The sequence below is a fragment of the Clostridium omnivorum genome (genome assembly GCF_026012015.1).
Classification (GTDB): Bacteria; Bacillota; Clostridia; order Clostridiales; family Clostridiaceae; genus Clostridium_AX; species Clostridium_AX omnivorum.
The window spans coordinates 620,904-638,614 of record NZ_BRXR01000001.1 but is presented as its reverse complement, the minus strand read 5'-3'; the positions used below and the strand labels follow the sequence as shown (position 1 = coordinate 638,614).

The following is a 17,711-nucleotide window of genomic DNA, read 5'->3' as shown; positions in this document are numbered from 1 at the left end:
CCTAGTAGAAAGGAGAAAGACCATGAGTGATATAAGTATCTTATTAGCAGATGATCAGGCTATAATAAGAGATGGATTAAAAATAATGCTGAATATGGAGGAAAACTTTAACGTTGTAGGAACTTGTGAAAACGGAAGACTTATTCATGGATTTATAGACCAGATTTCTCCAAAAGTGGTTTTGATGGATATTCTAATGCAGGGCGAACTCCAGATAGAGACAATAAGGCAGTTAAAACAAAGGTATAGGGATATTGTAATAATTGTTTTAACAACTATAGAGGATGATGAAATAATACTTCAGACACTAGCGGCAGGGGCTTCAGGTTATTTTCTGAAAAATATGCCGAGCTGCAGCTTTATGCAGGCAATAAGGGACTGCGTAAATGGAAATGTATCACTCCCTTTAAGTATATCAATAAAGCTTACAAATAAACTGTTTAATTTAAGTTCTAAACTTCAGGAAAAAGAAAAGATATGCATTATGGATCTATCAGATAGGGAGAAAGAAATTGCCCAACTCATGGTACAAGGTTTATCTAATAAAAGAATTGCTTCAGTTTTTTACATTACAGAAGGTACTGTGAAGAATTATATAAGCAATATATATAGCAAAATTGGAATAAATGATAGAACTCAGGCGGTTTTATATCTTAGACAGCTTGGAATGCAGTAATATAATTTTGTTTGGTCCCCTTTTTAAAAATATATAAATAGCCATACACCTATTGATTTTTAAATAGGTGTATGGCTATTTAATTTTCTGATAATTGAATAAAATTTTAAATTAAGAGTCATATGACTAAAGTGATTACTATGGTAACTTACCTTTAAATACAGTGTTGAGTAAAATATAGTTATAAACAACATAGGTGTGGGGCTGAAAAAGTTCACAACATATTATTAAGATTGTGAACTCATTAAATATGAAGGGGGAAGAAAAATGAAAAGCAAGTTAACAACTCTTGCAATTGCACTATTGTCTTGTACATTGATTTTTTCAGCGTGCAGTGGGGGAAGCAAGACCACTTCTTCAGATGAAGGATCTGCTGGAAGTGAATCAAAGACAAGAATCACTGAAGTTATTAAGGCAGAAAAACCTGACTCTGTGCCAGCTGCTGCAAAGAATAGAAAGGATACGTTCATAATAGGTACAACAGCACCTAAAGGTAAATTCTGTCCAATCTATGCAGACAGCACTTATGATCAATATGTAAATAGGCTTGTGTTCAATGGATTAATGCTAAATGATGAAAAAGGTAACCCGGTGGGAGACCTAGCTGAAAAGTGGGAAATATCCCAGGATGGTAAGATTTACACCTTCCATTTGAAAAAGGGTGTTAAATTCTCAAATGGTGATGAGCTTACTGCAGACGACGTAGCTTTCACTTATACATCCATTGCAGACCCAAAGTATGATGGACCTAGAATGGATGCTGTTGAAAAAATAGTTGGATATAAAGAATATAATAAAGGTGATTCAAAAGAGTTTTCAGGAATAAAAGTAGTGGATCCTAATACTATTACTTTTACCTATTCACAGCCAAAAGCAAATGCAATCACTTCTGACTTTACCTACGGCATAATGTCTAAAAAGTATTATGGCTTTGAAAAAGGTGGAATAAAAAAACTTAAGGATTTATTTCAAAAGCCTATAGGCTCAGGACCATATACATTGACAGGCTATAAAGCGGGTCAAGAAGTGGACTTTGAGAAAAATACAAAATACTTTAAGGGTGAACCAAAGATTAAAAATATAATAATGAAAGTTACTACTGCAGAAACAAATATTCAAGAATTAAGCGCAGGCGGAACAGATATGGATTTAATAACTGCAAATCCTGAAAATATCCAAATGATAAAAGATGCTGGCTTCTTAAATATGCAGCTGTTTCCAGACAATGGATACACATATATAGGAATGAATATGAGATTAGATATGTTTAAGGATCAAAAGGTACGTCAAGCTCTTATGTATTCCTTGGATAGAAAAGGCTTTACAGATGCATTTTATAAGGGATATGGAGAAGTAATAAATATACCACAAACAGTAGTATCCTGGGCATATACCACAGATGTAAATAAATATGATTTAAATTTAGATAAAGCTAATAAACTCCTTGATGAAGCAGGATGGGTTAAAAAAGATGATGGCTTTAGATATAAGGATGGAAAGAAGTTTACAATTCATCTTATGCTTTCTAACAGTAACAAGAGATTCTCAGATATATTTGTGCCACTGGCAAAAGAAAACTGGAATAAAGTAGGTGTAGAACTTATTCCTGAAATAGTAGAGTTCTCTACAATGGCAGAGAAGGTTTATGATAAGCAAGAATTTGAGATGTATTCAATGGGATGGTCACTAGATATTGACCCAGATCCTTCAGGTATTTTTGCTATAGCACAAGATACACTTGGTGGTTCAAATAGTGTAGGCTGGAGAAATGAAGAAGCTGAAAAGTTACTTGTTCAAGGTTCAATAGAAACAGACAGAGAAAAGAGAAAGGAAATATATACAAAGTGGTATAAGATAGCCAATGAAGATCTTCCATATCTATTCCTTTGTCAAAGAAAGGATTTATGGGCTGTAAGCTCAAGAGTTAAGAATATGAATGTTTCTCCTTATATTGAATGGTGGGTAGGAATAGAAAAAGTAGAGTTAGCAAACTAAATTAAAAATTAATTGAGCCTGGCTTTTGCCAGGCCAATTTAAAATAGTGACTATTAATATGAGCTAACATTCATATGGTTTTGTAAAAAGATAGGGGGTATTAACATGAGGCAGTATATAGTTCGAAGATTATTGCAGATGATACCTGTGCTTGTAGGTGTATCGCTGGTTATATTTCTAATTTTTGCAATGGCTCCTGGAGATGCACTTTCTGACAGCGCAGACTTAAAGATGTCTCCAGAAGCAAAACAGGAACTTAGACATAAAATGCATTTGGATGAACCAAAATTAGTTCAATATGGCTATTGGGCATCAGGTGCCTTAAAGGGAAATTTAGGAGATTCTTTTAGATATCAACAACCTGTCACAAAAGTAATAAATACTTATATATGGAATTCTTTTATTTTATCCTTGCTTTCTTTTGTGGTTAGTATTTTAATTGCAATTCCTATTGGAGTTGTATCTGCAACTAAGCAATATTCTGGATTTGATTACTTATTTACTATTTTGGCTTTGGTAGGCATTTCCATACCTGCTTTCTTCTTTGCTTATATGCTTATCAAATGGTTTGCTGTAGATATAAAACTATTTCCAGTATCAGGTATGACAACGCCAGGAAGTGCACTAACAGGGGTAGCTAAAGCTGGAGACGTAATGCACCACATGTTCTTACCGTTTATAGTGTTAACACTTATAAATGTGGCGGAAATAATGAGGTATACCCGTTCAAGTATGCTTGAAGTTATAAGGCAAGATTATATAAGGACAGCAAGAGCAAAGGGATTAAAGGAAAAGGTTGTTATTTATAAGCATGCACTTAGAAATGGCTTAATCCCGGTTATAACAATTTTGGGAATGTGGCTGCCTGCGTTATTTGGAGGAGCTATTATGACTGAACAAATTTTCAATTGGCCTGGAATAGGACCTATAACCTTAATATCGGTATATGGAAGAGATTATCCACTGTTAATGGGCATAAACATGCTGCTTGCTGTACTTACATTATTAGGTAATTTGATAGCAGATGTTACCTATGCTTTGGTAGATCCTAGAATAAGACTTAAGTAGAGGGGGATAAAAATGGAGGTTAAGCTTAATGCTGGTACTAAGGTAAAGTCAAAGGATGAAGTTCTAAGCCCATGGAAAGTAGTTTGGAGGAGACTAAAGAGAAATAAGCTGGCAGTAGTAGGAGGTTATATATTAATATTTATAATTCTTTTTTCCTTTGTTGGCCCGTTTCTTTCTCCATATAAGAATGAAACAACTCATCTGGCTGATGCTATGAAGGAACCTTCTTTAAGACACTTTTTAGGAACTGATGAAGTTGGAAGAGACTTATTTACAAGGCTAATGTATGCAGGTAGAATATCACTTTCAGTAGGTATAGTTGCAGTTTTGATTGAAGTACTTATTGGAAGTATACTTGGAGCAATATCAGGATTTTATGGAGGAATTGTAGATGGAATTATAATGAGAATAGTGGACGTGTTTATGTGCTGTCCACATCTGCCACTGCTTATAATGCTCGGAGCAGTTATGTCCGACTTAAAGGTGCCGCCGCAGTATAGAATGTATGTGGTTATGCTTATAATTGGCTTTTTAAGCTGGGCTGGATTGTGCCGTATTGTTAGAGCTCAGATATTATCACTGAGAGAGCAAGAATTTATGCAGGCCGCTGAAGCACTAGGACTAAGGGATAGAAGAAAAATTTTCAAACATCTATTGCCTAACACTTTTGCTTCCATAATAGTAGCTGCAACTTTAGGAATAGCTGGAGCAATTCTTACAGAATCTTCACTTAGCTTTCTTGGACTTGGAGTTACACCACCAACACCGTCTTGGGGGACTATGATTCAGGCTGTTAGTAATACTTATGTATTAAGACATCAGCCTTGGATATGGATGCCGCCTGGAATATGTATCTTTTTAACTGTTATGGCTATTAATTTATTTGGTGATGGATTAAGAGATGCATTAGATCCTAAGCTAAAAAGATAATATTTAAGAATGGGGTGGTAATATGAGTAATACATTAGTTGAATTTAAAAACTTAAAAACCCACTTTTTTACTGAAGATGGAGTTGTAAAGGCAGTAGATGATGTTAGCTTTAAGATAAAGCAAGGAGAAACTATAGGTGTAGTTGGTGAATCAGGCTGTGGAAAGAGTGTAACAGCAATGTCACTTATGAGACTCATACCAAATCCTCCAGGTGAAATAGTGGGAGGAGAAATAATTTTTGATGGAAAGAGTATTTTAAACATAAGTGAAGATGAAATGAGAGAAATTAGAGGAAATGCAATATCAGTTATATTTCAAGAACCTATGACGTCTCTAAATCCGGTGTTTACGGTAGGTCAGCAGATAAGTGAGGTTATAATACTTCACCAAAAACTAGATAAACAGCAGGCAGAGAAAAAATCGATTGATATGCTTAAGCTAGTTGGAATACCTAGAGCTGAAGAGATTATAAAATGTTATCCACATGAATTAAGCGGAGGTATGAGGCAAAGGGTTATGATAGCTATGGCAATGGCATGTAACCCAAAGCTTTTAATAGCTGATGAACCAACCACTGCACTTGATGTTACAATTCAAGCCCAAATATTAGATTTAATGAAAGAGATAAAAGAAAAGCTAGGTACTTCAATCATGTTAATAACTCATGATTTGGGTGTAATAGCTGAAATGGCAGATTATGTAGTTGTAATGTATGCGGGTAAAGTAGTAGAAGAAGCGCCAGTTATTGAACTATTTAAAAATCCTATGCATCCTTATACCTTAGGACTGCTTCAGTCAAAGCCAATTTTAAATCAAAATAGAGAAAGACTTTATTCTATACCTGGGCAGGTACCAAATCCTATTGGACTTCCAAATGATTGTCACTTTTGTACCAGGTGCAGTAAAAATATAAAAATGTGCTCTGAAAAGATTCCGCCATTAATAGATGTAGGAAATAATCATAAGGTAGCTTGTTGGCTTTATCAACGCTAGAACTTATAGAAGGGGGAAGCATTATGAGTGAAGAAATTCTTAGAGTAGATCATTTAAAAAAGTATTTTCCTATTAAGGCAGGAGTATTTCAGAAGACCGTAGGAAATGTTAAGGCGGTTGATGATGTTTCTTTTTCACTTAGAAAAGGAGAAACTTTAGGGCTTGTTGGAGAGTCTGGTTGTGGAAAAAGCACTACTGGAAGAACCATTTTAAGACTTTTAGAAAAAACTGAAGGAAGTGTATATTTTAAGAATAATGATATTTTTAAAATAAAAAAAGATGAATTAAGAAAATTAAGGCCAAAGATGCAAATAATTTTTCAAGATCCATATAGTTCACTTAATCCAAGAATGACAGTAGGTGAAATAATCGGTGAGGCTCTTATAGACCATGGTATGGCATCAAAGAAAGAAATTACTGATAGAGTGATGGAGGTTATTGAGCTCTGTGGCCTAGCACCATACCATGTAAAAAGATATCCACATGAATTTTCAGGAGGACAGAGACAGAGAATTGGTATAGCAAGAGCACTTATATTGAATCCAGAATTTATAGTTGCAGATGAACCAGTATCTGCACTAGATGTTTCAATTCAGTCTCAAATCATAAATCTTTTAAGTGATTTACAGCAAAAAATGGGCTTTTCATATTTATTTATATCTCATGATTTAAGTGTAGTAAAGCATATAAGTCATAGAGTAGGGGTTATGTATTTGGGATCTTTAGTAGAACTTGCTGGAAAGGACGAACTTTATGAAAATCCACTGCACCCTTATACAAAGGCATTACTTTCAGCAGTTCCAATACCGGACCCTACCTTAAAGAGGGATAGAATAATTTTAAAAGGAGATATACCAAGCCCTGCCAATCCGCCAAAGGGCTGCAAGTTCCATACTAGGTGCCCTTATGCTAAAGAAATATGCGCAAGTGAAGTTCCAGAATATAGAGAAGTAGCAGGAGATCATTTTGTAGCATGTCATATTGTATAAAAGTTAAAGTCCAGGAATTAAACTATTTGTTTATCCTGGACTTTAACTTTTATGGGCATTGATTAAAAATAATAGTACTAAGCTTCTGTTACAACCAAATTGCAGCATAAGTATTGATGTGAATATATGAGTGAATATATAATTATAATAAAAGAAACAAGGAGGGATAACACTATGAAACTATTTTTTATATCAGATATACATGGTTCAGCATTTTACACAAAAAAAGCTTTAGAGAACTTTAAAAAAGAAAATGCAGATTTTATTGTTATATTAGGTGATGAGTTATATCATGGAGCAAGAAATCCTTTGCCGCCAGAGTACAATACAAAGGAAGTTACACAGCTCCTTAATGAATATGCGGATAAAATTATTGCCATAAGAGGTAACTGTGATAGTGAGGTAGATCAAATGGTTTTAGAATATCCAATGATGGCGGATTACTCTATAATTTTGTATAATGGCAGGCGTTTATTCCTAACTCACGGTCATATATTTGATGAAGATAATCTTCCAAAGCTTAATCCTGGGGATGTGTTCTTGTATGGACATTATCATGTTCCTAAAGCTGAAAAGAAAGGGGATATTTATATAATAAACCCTGGTTCCATAACATTTCCAAAAGAGGATAGTCCTAATACATATGCTGTACTTGAGAATAATACATTTACTATAAAGGATTTGGAGGGAAAGGTATATAAAACTTTAGATTTATCATAGCGGTGTATATAAAGTTTAAGTTAAAGGGAGCATTAAGCTCCCTTTAAACATTGATATTTAGAATCCGCCTTTTCTAACTGATTTACTCCTTTCATACTGAATAGGCCAAGTGATATTTTCATCAAGCATTTTAGCAGCTGTTAGTGGCCAATAAGGGTTTCTGAGAAGCTCTCTGCCAAGAAATACTAGATCTGCTCTGTTATTATTTAATACTTCCTCCGCCATTAGAGCATCAGTAATAAGACCACCGGCAATAGTTGGTATACCGCAATTGTTTTTTATAATTTCAGAAGGCTTAATTTGATATCCAGGGTATGTATTGATTTTGGCAGGAACCACACCACCAGTGCTCACATCAACCATATCAATTCCTTCAGCCTTTATAAGATTTATAAGTTGTGCCATTACTTTAGAGTTATTTCCGCCTTCATTATAGTCTTCAGCAGAGATTCTTAAAAGTAGAGGCTTAGTTTCTGGCCACACAGTTTTAACCTCTCTTATAACTTCTCTAAGAAATCTTACTCTGTTTTCAGGTGTTCCACCATATTCATCAGTTCTCTTATTGGTTAATGGTGATAAAAACTGACTTATTAAGTAGCCATGAGCTCCATGAATTTCAAGCAAATCAAAGCCTGCTTTAAGAGCTCTCTCTGATGCTGCTTTAAATTGATGAACAGTAGTTTTAATATCAGCTTTAGTCATTTCAGAAGGAACCCTATAGCTGTCATTAAAGGCTATAGCACTAGGTGCAATTATTGGGTGTGAAGTAACCTCTGATTTTCTCCCAGAATGATTAATTTGTATACCTATTTTTGAACCATTTTTATGACAGTTATCAACTATTTTTTTTAGTCCATCAATTTGAGAATCATCCCAAATACCTAAATCCTTATCAGTGATTCTGCCACCTGGCTCAATTCCGGTAGCTTCTACAATAATAAGCCCTACGCCACCAATAGCTCTTGTGCCATAATGTATAAAGTGCCAGTCATTAACGTATCCATCTTCTGATGAATCCATGCACATGGGAGCCATTACTATTCTATTTTTAAGTTCAATATCCTTAAGTGTATAACTACAAAATAACTTCGACATGTTTGTTGTTGACCTCCTTTTTTAAATAGAATTATTGTCTGTTTATCTTAAGTATAGCATTGTTGAATTCAGAGTAAAATACTTACCTTTATGATAGAAGTATAATTTTTAATTATTCAGACGAATTCATATTAAAGTCTAACAAGTAAAGAAAAAATATTATAAGTAATTTAAGAATGACAATGCTGCAATTAATCTGATAGAATATTATTGAAGGCTATTTATTAGTGTAGATTTTTTATATTTAAGGATGGGAGAGTTTGTGTGAATAAGCAGGAATTAAAATCAAACATTTACTTTTTTCTGGCGGCTGCAATATGGGGATTTGCCTTTGTAGCGCAAAGGGTAGGGGCTAAATATTTAGGTGCATTTACTTTTAATGGTGTTAGATTTGCTATGGGAAGTCTTTCGCTAATACCCTTACTTATTTATTTTAAGAAGAATGAAAAGCAAACTCATGAAAAGAAAGTTAATTATAAATATGAACTAAAGGCAGGAGCTATAGCTGGCTGCATACTTTTTTTAGCTTCTACGCTGCAGCAATTGGGAATTTATGAAACTACAGCTGGAAAAGCAGCCTTTATAACAGGCTTATATATTGTCCTTGTGCCTATATTAGGTTTGTTTCTAAAGCATCATACTAAATTGAACACTTGGATTGGTGCAATACTGGCTGTAATTGGTTTATACTTCTTAAGTGTAAATGAAAGTTTCTTTATTTCAAGAGGAGATTTTTTAGAAATAGTTGGTGCATTTTTTTGGGCTGCTCATATATTACTTATAGATTATTTTACAAAAAAGGTAGACGCAGTGAAGTTATCCTTTATTCAATTTGCCACCTGCTCTATATTAAGCATGATTATAGCTCTATTAACAGAAGATATAACTATGTATGGATTAACCAAGGCAATAATACCACTTCTTTATGGCGGCATATGCTCAGTTGGGATTGCTTATACTCTTCAGGCAGTAGGACAAAAACATGCAAAGCCTTCTCACGCTGCTATTATTTTAAGTTTTGAGTCTGTTTTTGCGTGCATAGGAGGAATATTGCTACTGAATGAGAGTCTTAATTTAAGAGGATTTTTAGGATGTTCGCTTATGCTTTGTGGTATGCTATTATCTCAATTAAAAGTTTCTATAAGACATTCAAATAAATCTAATTAATGTGAAATAAAATATATAATGAGATACTTTATTTCATTAAAATAATATAATAAAGGGAGGCTTTTTATGGACGGTAGATACATAAATGCGCATGACATTGATTTTAAAATTTATGGGGATGATATGCAATTTGTAGAAATTGAACTTGATCCTAAGGAAAGTGTAATTGCTGAAGCTGGGGCAATGATGATGATGACTCAAGGAATCCAAATGGAAACCATTTTTGGAGATGGTTCTGGAGCTGATCAAGGAGGACTCATGGGTAAACTTTTTGGTGCAGGGAAAAGGGTCATCACAGGAGAAAGTTTATTTATGACACTATTTACTAATTCAGAACAGGGTAAGCAGCAAGTATCTTTTGCGGCTCCATATCCAGGGAAAATAATACCTATGGATTTAAGTACTCTAGGTGGAAAAATAATTTGCCAAAAGGATGCATTTTTATGTGCTGCAAAAGGTGTATCAATAGGTATAGATTTTAGGAAAAAACTTGGGGTAGGATTCTTCGGAGGCGAAGGTTTTATAATGCAAAGGCTTGAAGGCGATGGACTGGCATTTCTGCATGCAGGCGGAACAATAATTGAAAAAAAGCTTCAGTATGGTGAAACACTAAGAGTTGATACAGGATGCCTTGTAGCTATGACTAAAGATATTAATTATGATATTCAATATGTAGGTAAAATAAAGACAGCCTTTTTTGGAGGCGAAGGATTATTTTTTGCTAGTTTACAGGGGCCTGGTACAGTTTGGATACAGTCTTTACCATTTAGCAGACTTGCAGATAAAGTATTATCTGCTGCATCCTTCAATGGGCATAGAAAAGATGAAGGAAGTATATTAGGAGGCCTTGGAAATTTGTTTGATGGTAATTAAATAATATAGCTGTAAAGAATTGAAAGTGTCTTTTTTGTAATAAAAAACAAGGTAGAAAACTCTCTACCTTGTTTTAAGCTTTTCAAATAGAAATATATTTATTTTAGATTTTGTACTTCAGTTAATACTTTATCTAGTGCTTCTATTGCAGCAGTGATAGCTTTTCCGTCAATTGGTTTCACTTTTACACCTGCTTCAATTATTCCAAGAGGACCTTCTACTTTCTCATATAGAGCAGGATTCTTCGCTTTTACAGTATCTTCAAGGCTGCTCCAATATTTTTCTAATCTATCAGCATATTTTGTAACTTTCTCTTCGTTAAGTGGTGAAACAAATTTATTTATTTTCTTTAGTGCTGTTTTCATGTCTTGTGGAGCAGTAGAAAAGGCTATAGCATTTTGAAGTTGTCCTAAAGTTTTATCTAACTCAGCTATTCCGCTTGATAAGACCTTTGTATCAAGTGGTTTTACTTTTACAGCTGCCTTAATAGTTCCTAGAGGAGCTTCTACTTTTTCGTAAAGATCTTTATAATTATCCTTTATTCCATCCTCGAATAACTTCCAATTTTCTTCTAGCTTATCAGAAGTTTTAATTGCTTTATCATCTTCTTTATTGGCTAGCTGAGCACTCATTTCCTTAAGTGCTGCTTTCATGTTTTCAATACCTGTTGTAGTTGCGTTTCTTTTTTGTAATTCTACTAATTCTTTATTAAGGCTGTCTATAGAGCTGTTAATTACATTTGTATCAAGAGGTTTTACCTTAGCAGCAGCTTCAATTATCTCTAAAGGATCTTCTATTTTTACATAAAGGTCTAGATATTTATCCTTAAGGTCTTCTTCGAATTTGTCTTCAAATTGTTTCCAAGCTTCTTCGAGCTTTGTGCCACCTTCAGTAACTTTAGCATCTTCTTTGTTAGCTAATTGAGTTTTCATGTCCTTAAGTAGGTTCCTCATATTCTGACTTGCAGCATCGATAGAAGTTACCTTATTTTCTTCCTTGGATGTATTTTTATCTGTGGAAGATGATTGTGTGCTTAATTGTGGTGTAGACTGCTGTACTTTTTGGGTGCCGCATCCTGTAACTGTAATAATGCTGCTTAGAGTTATTGCCAATGCTAAAATTTTTAATAATTTCATAAATAATTCCTCCTATTTGTTTTGCGTTATAGTGTTGATTTTGTTTTGATTTTATTTTTAAGGGTTACTACTATTGCTACAATAATTAGTAAGACTTGAGGTATAAAGCCTTGCCAAGTAGGGTATATGGCAAGTGAAGCTATAGTTGGTATAACATCACTAGTAGTTGCAGGTAAAACTCCAGCTAACTGAAGCCCGTTTATCCCCATGCCTGTAAATTTAAAACCTAAATAGAAAACTAGAAGACTAGACACAAGGAAGAATGGTTTCATTGGAATGCGCAAACCAACTTTTAATATTAATACAGCTATTACTGCAAGAATGAAGAACCCAATTGCTATACCCAAAAATAAAGTTGTTAATTTTATAGAAGAAGCCATTCCTATGTAAAAGAGAACAGTTTCAGTTCCTTCTCTAAAAACTGCCAGGAAGGCCAAGAATCCTAAAGAGAATAAGCTGCCAGTTGCTAAAGATTCTGCGCTTTTTTCTTTTAAACTAGAATTTCGTGTGGAAACACTAGACTTACTATGTAGCCAATAACTTACGTATATAAGCATTACAGCTGCAAATATGCCTGTCCATCCTGAGATAAGAAAATTATTGTTTCCAAAGGTTCCTGAAGTAAATAGAAGTTTAACAATTATAGCCAAAGTAATACTTACTATGAGCCCAATAATTACACCGCCATAAATCCAAGGTTTTTTATTTTCCTGACCGGACTTTTTTAGGAAACCTAGAAGTGCAATTACTACTAAAAGAGCTTCTAGTCCTTCACGAAGGACTATTGTAATTACATCCACTATACTGTAGGAGGTATCACCGGCTAACAATGACAGGTATCCATGCATTCTATCTATAACTTTTATAGCCTTATCCTGTTGAACGGGATTTACTGTAAGATAAGCTTTAGCACTAACCATATCTTTCTCTGCATCATCATATACCTTCTTAGATTGCGTTAGAACCACACCTTCAATATCAAGCCAAGATGAGCTAAAGGTATCCATGGTTTTAGCCGCAGCTATGGAATTGCCACTTTGAATTTGACCTTTTGCTTTTTCTAATAGTACAACTAAGTCTTTTACTGTGGTTGCTTTTCCATTGGATTTTTGTTCAATGTTTTTATAGCTATCAGATATAAATAATTTATTAGTTTTTTCTAAATCCTCTAAAGCATCAAGAAGTTTATCCTTTTGAATAGGATCTTGTGACAATAGAAAACGGACCATACCCATTTTGCTTTCAATATCACCGTAAGCTTGTTTAGATTGCTGCTTAATATCATCTTCAAAATCGCCCCAAGCTTCGTTGAATTGGTTGTATGAATCTATGACTTTAGAAATATCTCCTGTTTTCAGGGATTCCTTTGAATTTTCAATGAAAATATTAGCCTTTGTTAGTTCTGATTTTGCATCGGCAGCTAATACTTGTATTGAAAATAGGGGAAGTAGTAAAAGTGTTACTAGAAAAACTGAAAAGAATTTACGCATTGACACCACTCCTATTGAATTTTGTTATATAATTCACAGATAATGAAAATCATTATCGAGTGATTACGGTTTTCATTATAAGTTGTTTAACACTGAAAATCAAGAGGTAAATAAAAAGAAATGATTGAATGCTTAATAAAATAAATAATAATATTTTTCCAGGGAAGGAGTATATTGTTAAAATATTCACTACGTTCTTGAAATAATTGCACCAATATGTATGCATTAAAAATTGAGGGATTTGGTGTATCATTGCAGCTTAGGATATTTTTTGTCTCGAAGCTGCAGTATTCAGGTTATTGGTAATGAAAGTGCTATATCTAAAATTTTTCTTGAACAAAAAGTCTATTTTAAGACACTTGACAATATTACTAATTAGTAATATATTATCTGTATGGGTAAAGAAAAAATATCTTATGGTGAATTAAGTGATTTAAATTTAAAGACACTAATAGCATTAAGCAGAACTAGCCAGACAGTTCGCAAAAGGGAACAAAGAACAATTAAAGAGGGAGGTTTAACGGTTTCTCAGTTTGCTGTACTTGAAATGCTGTACCACAAAGGCGATCTAAAAATTTGTGAAATACTCGAGAAAGCATTAGCTACTGGTGGAAATATGACTGTTGTTATAGATAACTTGGCTAAGGAAGACTTAATTAAAAGATGTGTTGATCCCAAGGATAGAAGAGTTAACCTAATTAGTATTACAGAAAAAGGTAGACAATTAATAGGTGATATTTTTCCTAAACATGTAGAGAATATAAACGAAATTTTTAGTGTCCTAACAACAGAGGAAAAGAATAACTTAATAAGTTTATTAAAGAAATTATCTGGTGTATAAATATACACCAATTATTTTGAAATAATATTACTAATTAGTAATTAACTAATTAGTAAGTAACTAATTAGTATCAGTAAAGGAGATGATATATATAAATGAAAGTAGAAAAAGAGACATTAATAAAAGATATCGTAAAGATGGGATCAGAAGCTGTACAAGTACTTATGAATTTTGGAATGGGTTGTATTGGATGCCCTGCTTCACAAGCTGAAAGTATTGAACAAGCAGCTATGGTTCATGGAATTGATGTTGAAAAATTACTTGAGAGATTGAACCAAGTTAAATAAAGTTAAGATATATAAAACAAATAAATTAATGATAAATTCAGTTAATTATTTTAATATGATAAGGAGATAAAGAGGATGTTTAAATCAATAATTTCAAAATTTATAAAATCTAAAGCAGAGGATAAAGTAGTGTGTGGATGTTACAACGTTACTGAAGAGGATTTAAAAAATGCTGTTAAAAATGGAGCTAAGTCCTTTGAAGAAGTACAAGCCGTTACAAAAGTGGGTACTGGATGCGGTCGTTGTGTAGAAGGCAACAAGAAATTAGTAAATGAATTAATAATTAGAAAAAAAATCGATGAAAACCAAATAGTATGTGGATGTTTTAAGGTTACAGCAGGAGATATAGTGGCTGCTGTTAAAAATGGAGCTAAGTCCTTTGAAGATGTACAAGCTATTACTAAAGTTGGTACAGGATGTGGCGGATGTATAGCTGGTAATAAGGCATTGGTTGATTACTTATTAAAAAAATAATATTTTAAGATAAAACATATAATATTGAGATGCTAGAGGCCATGATTCATATTTCTGAATTATGGTTCTTTAAAAATAACGGTTAAAAGCAAACAAAAAATTAATAATGATATATGAGTAACTAAAATAATTGTGTAAATGACATATAAAAACTCCTGAAATACTACTCCAGGAGTTTTTAATTATTGTGAATACAGCTATAGATTTTTTAAAGAATCTAAAATCAGTAATTATTACTTTGCACGTGCTTCATTTTTGAATGCTCCTATTTATTCATGGAGACGTACATAAAAATTCATAGATAAAATTATTTCATAGGATTTAGATGAATTTAAAAGTCTTAATTAGTCTTTAATTTTTCCAATTCCTCACCTAAGAATTTGGCGATTGCACCCATTCCAGAAACTCCAGCCTTATTTTCAGCTTCAGAATTATAGTTAGTGTTAGTATTTACATCATATGTGTATATTTGACCTTTTCTATCAGTTATCATTTCTATGCCTGCAATCTCAATTCCGTTTGCAGCAAGAAATTTTTCGTAATTTTCAAAAATAGGATTTTCAAAGCCTTCAAGTACAGTAAACTTTGAAGAGGAGCTTTCGCTAGCAGGGCAGAAGGCATCTCCTACCTGGCAGGCATCAGCAGGACAAAGCTGGAAGCCTTCTGAAGTATTTACTTGTACTGAGTAATAGTATTTTCCACCGATGAATTCATTTCTTACTATAAAAGGAGCAGGCGAATCAATGTACTGTTGGATTAAGGTTATTCCATCTACTGGTTCCTCAAAATCTGATCCATAAACGTACTTTTCAAGAGCTTCAATATTCTCAAACTTTTGTACTCCAAGACCTTTTCCTGCTCTGTTATGTTTAGTAATAAAGGCACCTTCGAATTCTTTTGCGGCTTTAATTATTTCCTCTTTTCCAATTGCGGCAATTGTTTTAGGTGTACGAATACCAAAGATATTTAAGGAAACATATTGAGCCACCTTGCTTACCTCAAGCTTTAGTGCGTTACTGTTGTTTACCACTCTTCTGCCGTGAGCTTCAAGCCAAGCCAGTACAGCTGATGTATATTCAGCAGCATAACGGTGATCTCTTGTGTGGGATGAGGCACTCATTCTGTTATAGAAAACTCCTTCAGGAGGTGTTTTGGTTAAATCAAGTGTTCCTTTAGCTAAAAACCATTCTTCATAGGGAAGGTTTAACTTCTCAAATTCTTTTCTTAGTGGTACTAACCATTGGTCATTTTCATGGATAACATATATTTTTTTCATGTTTAATTCAGTCCTTTCTTTTATATTAAGCTACGGTTAGCTCATTTTTTACATCACTCTTGTTAAAGGCATCAACATCTAGTTCATTTTCAGTGCTTGCCACAAGAATTGAGGCTACTGCAGCACCTGTAACATTTGTCATTGTTCTTATCATATCTACAACCACATCAATACCTAAAATCATAGCTAGACCTTCTACTGGAAGTCCAAGGCTTGAAAGAACAACTGTCGCTGATATGGTAGCGGCCCCAGGTACTCCTGCAATTCCTATAGAGCTTATTGCTGCTGTTACAAAGAGCAGTATATAGTGAGCAAAGGTAAGCTCAATGTTAAATAGTCTTGCTACAAATATTGCTACAAGAGTTGGGTAAACTCCGCCTCCGCCGTTCATTCCAATGGAGGCTCCAAGGGAGGCTGTAAAGCTGGCTATTCTGTCAGAGACTTTTACTTTTTCTGTTAATACTCTTATAGTTATTGGTAATGTACCATAACTGCTTCTTGTTGTGAAGGCAACTACTAAAGCTTCAGAAATTTTCGTAAAGAATTTTATTGGATTAACCTTGGCAATTAAAGCTATCAGGCTTCCATGAACTAAAGCTATATGAATAAGGCAGCCTATATACATAGCCAGTATAAACTTGCCTAAAGGAAGCAGTGATGCAACTCCATATTTAGCTGCTACAGGCACCATCAAACCATATACTCCATAAGGGGTTAGTTCTATTATCATCCTTGTTAGACTAAACATTATTTTTGAGAATGAGCTAATGAAGTCTTTAACAGGTTTAACTGCTTCAGGTTGCTTTGTACCCTCCACATTTATTGCAACAGCAACTAATATCGAAAAAATAATAACAGGAATCATCTTTGCATTTGCCATGTCGCTAATTGGGTTAATAGGGAACATGTCTACTATAACAGAAGAAAACTTTGGGACTTCTTTAGCCTTAAAGGCTGCATCCTTTACAAACTGCATGCCTGAGCCTAGATTCATTACCTTTCCAACAATTAAGCCTATACCAGTAGCAAGCACTGTGGTAGCAATTAAAAATCCAAGAGATTTAAAGCTTATTCTTTTAAGTTTTTCTGTGTTGTCTAGAGTAGTTATACTTGAAATTAAAGATGCCATAACAAGAGGTATAACGAGCATCTTAATCAGGTTAACATAAATAGTTCCAAGAGGTTCAATTATTAAAGCGTTGTTTTTTAGAATTATGCCAACAGCAACTCCAAATATCATTGCAGTTAAAACTCTAATTCCAAAATTATTTTTTTTAGTCTTCATAAAGAATAAAATACCTAAGATTGAAGCTGATATTAACAGGGAAATATATTGTAAATTCATTTTTCTTCCTCCAATTTTTTATTTAAATTACAAGTTTTTTCTCAAACGGGCCCTGTCAGAGAAAAACAAAAAACCTTCTGCCTCTGAATAAAATTCAGAGGCAGAAGGTTGACTTCCGCGGTTCCACTCTGGTTAGGCATAAAAATGCCTATCTTTCATCTGGTACTTACATACCATATCTCTATAACGGGAGAAATCCGGATAAGCCTACTAAATTTCGGTTAACTGCTCACAGGGGCACTTCAACTGCATTCTGCCATAAAGCTCTCTCACCCAAGGAACTTTTCTCTGTCTGTTTTCTGCAATTTACTTTTCCTGATCTAAGCATTTATTAATTCATATAAAATATATCTGA

Annotated in this window: 17 protein-coding genes and 1 other annotated feature; of the genes, 12 read left to right on the top strand and 5 right to left on the bottom strand. The window is 33.8% G+C overall.

The features are described from left to right. Positions 1–22: 22 nt before the first annotated feature. The 7 genes from bsdE14_RS02925 (at position 23) to yfcE (ending at position 7,372) form a co-directional block, all read left to right on the top strand. Positions 23–676: a LuxR C-terminal-related transcriptional regulator gene (locus tag bsdE14_RS02925; protein WP_264848451.1), complete on the top strand. Its 654-nt coding sequence runs from the start codon at positions 23–25 to the stop codon at positions 674–676. A gap of 267 nt (positions 677–943) precedes the next feature. Further along, entirely contained in the window at positions 944–2,671 is a 1,728-nt protein-coding gene (locus bsdE14_RS02920) for an ABC transporter substrate-binding protein (RefSeq protein ID WP_264848450.1), read from the top strand. A gap of 105 nt (positions 2,672–2,776) precedes the next feature. Beyond that, positions 2,777–3,739 (top strand): ABC transporter permease, encoded by a 963-nt coding sequence (locus bsdE14_RS02915; RefSeq protein WP_264848449.1) that lies wholly within the window; start codon positions 2,777–2,779, stop codon positions 3,737–3,739. A 12-nt stretch (positions 3,740–3,751) separates the two neighbouring features. Then, positions 3,752–4,669 (top strand): oligopeptide ABC transporter permease, encoded by a 918-nt coding sequence (opp4C, locus tag bsdE14_RS02910; protein ID WP_264848448.1) that lies wholly within the window; start codon positions 3,752–3,754, stop codon positions 4,667–4,669. 22 nt (positions 4,670–4,691) lie between these two features. Beyond that, positions 4,692–5,663, top strand: a complete 972-nt coding sequence (locus bsdE14_RS02905) for an ABC transporter ATP-binding protein (protein ID WP_264848447.1) — start codon at positions 4,692–4,694, stop codon at positions 5,661–5,663. Positions 5,664–5,686: 23 nt separating this feature from the next. After that, on the top strand, positions 5,687–6,652 hold the full coding sequence (locus bsdE14_RS02900; RefSeq protein WP_264848446.1) for an ABC transporter ATP-binding protein: 966 nt from the start codon (positions 5,687–5,689) through the stop codon (positions 6,650–6,652). Positions 6,653–6,826: 174 nt separating this feature from the next. Then, the gene (yfcE, locus tag bsdE14_RS02895) at positions 6,827–7,372 is read left to right on the top strand and encodes a phosphodiesterase (RefSeq protein ID WP_264848445.1); all 546 of its coding nucleotides are present in this window, start codon (positions 6,827–6,829) and stop codon (positions 7,370–7,372) included. Positions 7,373–7,429: 57 nt separating this feature from the next. Here the strand turns inward: yfcE and namA are convergent, their stop codons facing one another. After that, positions 7,430–8,467, bottom strand: coding sequence for an NADPH dehydrogenase NamA (gene namA / locus bsdE14_RS02890; RefSeq protein WP_264848444.1), 1,038 nt, complete (start codon positions 8,465–8,467; stop codon positions 7,430–7,432). A 264-nt stretch (positions 8,468–8,731) separates the two neighbouring features. Between namA and bsdE14_RS02885 the strand changes: the two genes are divergently transcribed. Further along, complete coding sequence (locus bsdE14_RS02885; RefSeq protein WP_264848443.1) at positions 8,732–9,634, top strand: DMT family transporter; 903 nt, start codon at positions 8,732–8,734, stop codon at positions 9,632–9,634. Between the two features lie 66 nt (positions 9,635–9,700). Then, a complete protein-coding gene (locus tag bsdE14_RS02880) occupies positions 9,701–10,507 on the top strand; it encodes a TIGR00266 family protein (RefSeq protein WP_435382407.1) in 807 nt (268 codons plus the stop codon). 98 nt (positions 10,508–10,605) lie between these two features. Here bsdE14_RS02880 and bsdE14_RS02875 read toward each other — a convergent pair whose 3' ends face one another. Continuing rightward, a complete protein-coding gene (locus bsdE14_RS02875; protein ID WP_264848442.1) occupies positions 10,606–11,643 on the bottom strand; it encodes a hypothetical protein in 1,038 nt (345 codons plus the stop codon). A gap of 26 nt (positions 11,644–11,669) precedes the next feature. Beyond that, positions 11,670–13,133, bottom strand: a complete 1,464-nt coding sequence (locus tag bsdE14_RS02870; RefSeq protein WP_264848441.1) for an FTR1 family protein — start codon at positions 13,131–13,133, stop codon at positions 11,670–11,672. Between the two features lie 394 nt (positions 13,134–13,527). Between bsdE14_RS02870 and bsdE14_RS02865 the strand changes: the two genes are divergently transcribed. The 3 genes from bsdE14_RS02865 (at position 13,528) to bsdE14_RS02855 (ending at position 14,735) form a co-directional block, all read left to right on the top strand. After that, positions 13,528–13,974 (top strand): MarR family winged helix-turn-helix transcriptional regulator, encoded by a 447-nt coding sequence (locus bsdE14_RS02865; RefSeq protein ID WP_264848439.1) that lies wholly within the window; start codon positions 13,528–13,530, stop codon positions 13,972–13,974. A 95-nt stretch (positions 13,975–14,069) separates the two neighbouring features. After that, positions 14,070–14,261 carry a DUF1858 domain-containing protein gene (locus tag bsdE14_RS02860; protein ID WP_264848438.1) on the top strand — a complete coding sequence of 64 codons (192 nt, stop codon included), beginning with the start codon at positions 14,070–14,072 and terminating at the stop codon, positions 14,259–14,261. A 75-nt stretch (positions 14,262–14,336) separates the two neighbouring features. Beyond that, positions 14,337–14,735: a (2Fe-2S)-binding protein gene (locus tag bsdE14_RS02855; RefSeq protein WP_264848437.1), complete on the top strand. Its 399-nt coding sequence runs from the start codon at positions 14,337–14,339 to the stop codon at positions 14,733–14,735. A 340-nt stretch (positions 14,736–15,075) separates the two neighbouring features. Here the strand turns inward: bsdE14_RS02855 and bsdE14_RS02850 are convergent, their stop codons facing one another. Then, positions 15,076–16,011, bottom strand: coding sequence for an ATP-grasp domain-containing protein (locus tag bsdE14_RS02850; protein ID WP_264848436.1), 936 nt, complete (start codon positions 16,009–16,011; stop codon positions 15,076–15,078). 25 nt (positions 16,012–16,036) lie between these two features. Continuing rightward, the gene (locus bsdE14_RS02845) at positions 16,037–17,356 is read right to left on the bottom strand and encodes a dicarboxylate/amino acid:cation symporter (protein ID WP_264848435.1); all 1,320 of its coding nucleotides are present in this window, start codon (positions 17,354–17,356) and stop codon (positions 16,037–16,039) included. Positions 17,357–17,449: 93 nt separating this feature from the next. Next, positions 17,450–17,688, bottom strand: a binding site (T-box leader). Positions 17,689–17,711: the final 23 nt, after the last annotated feature.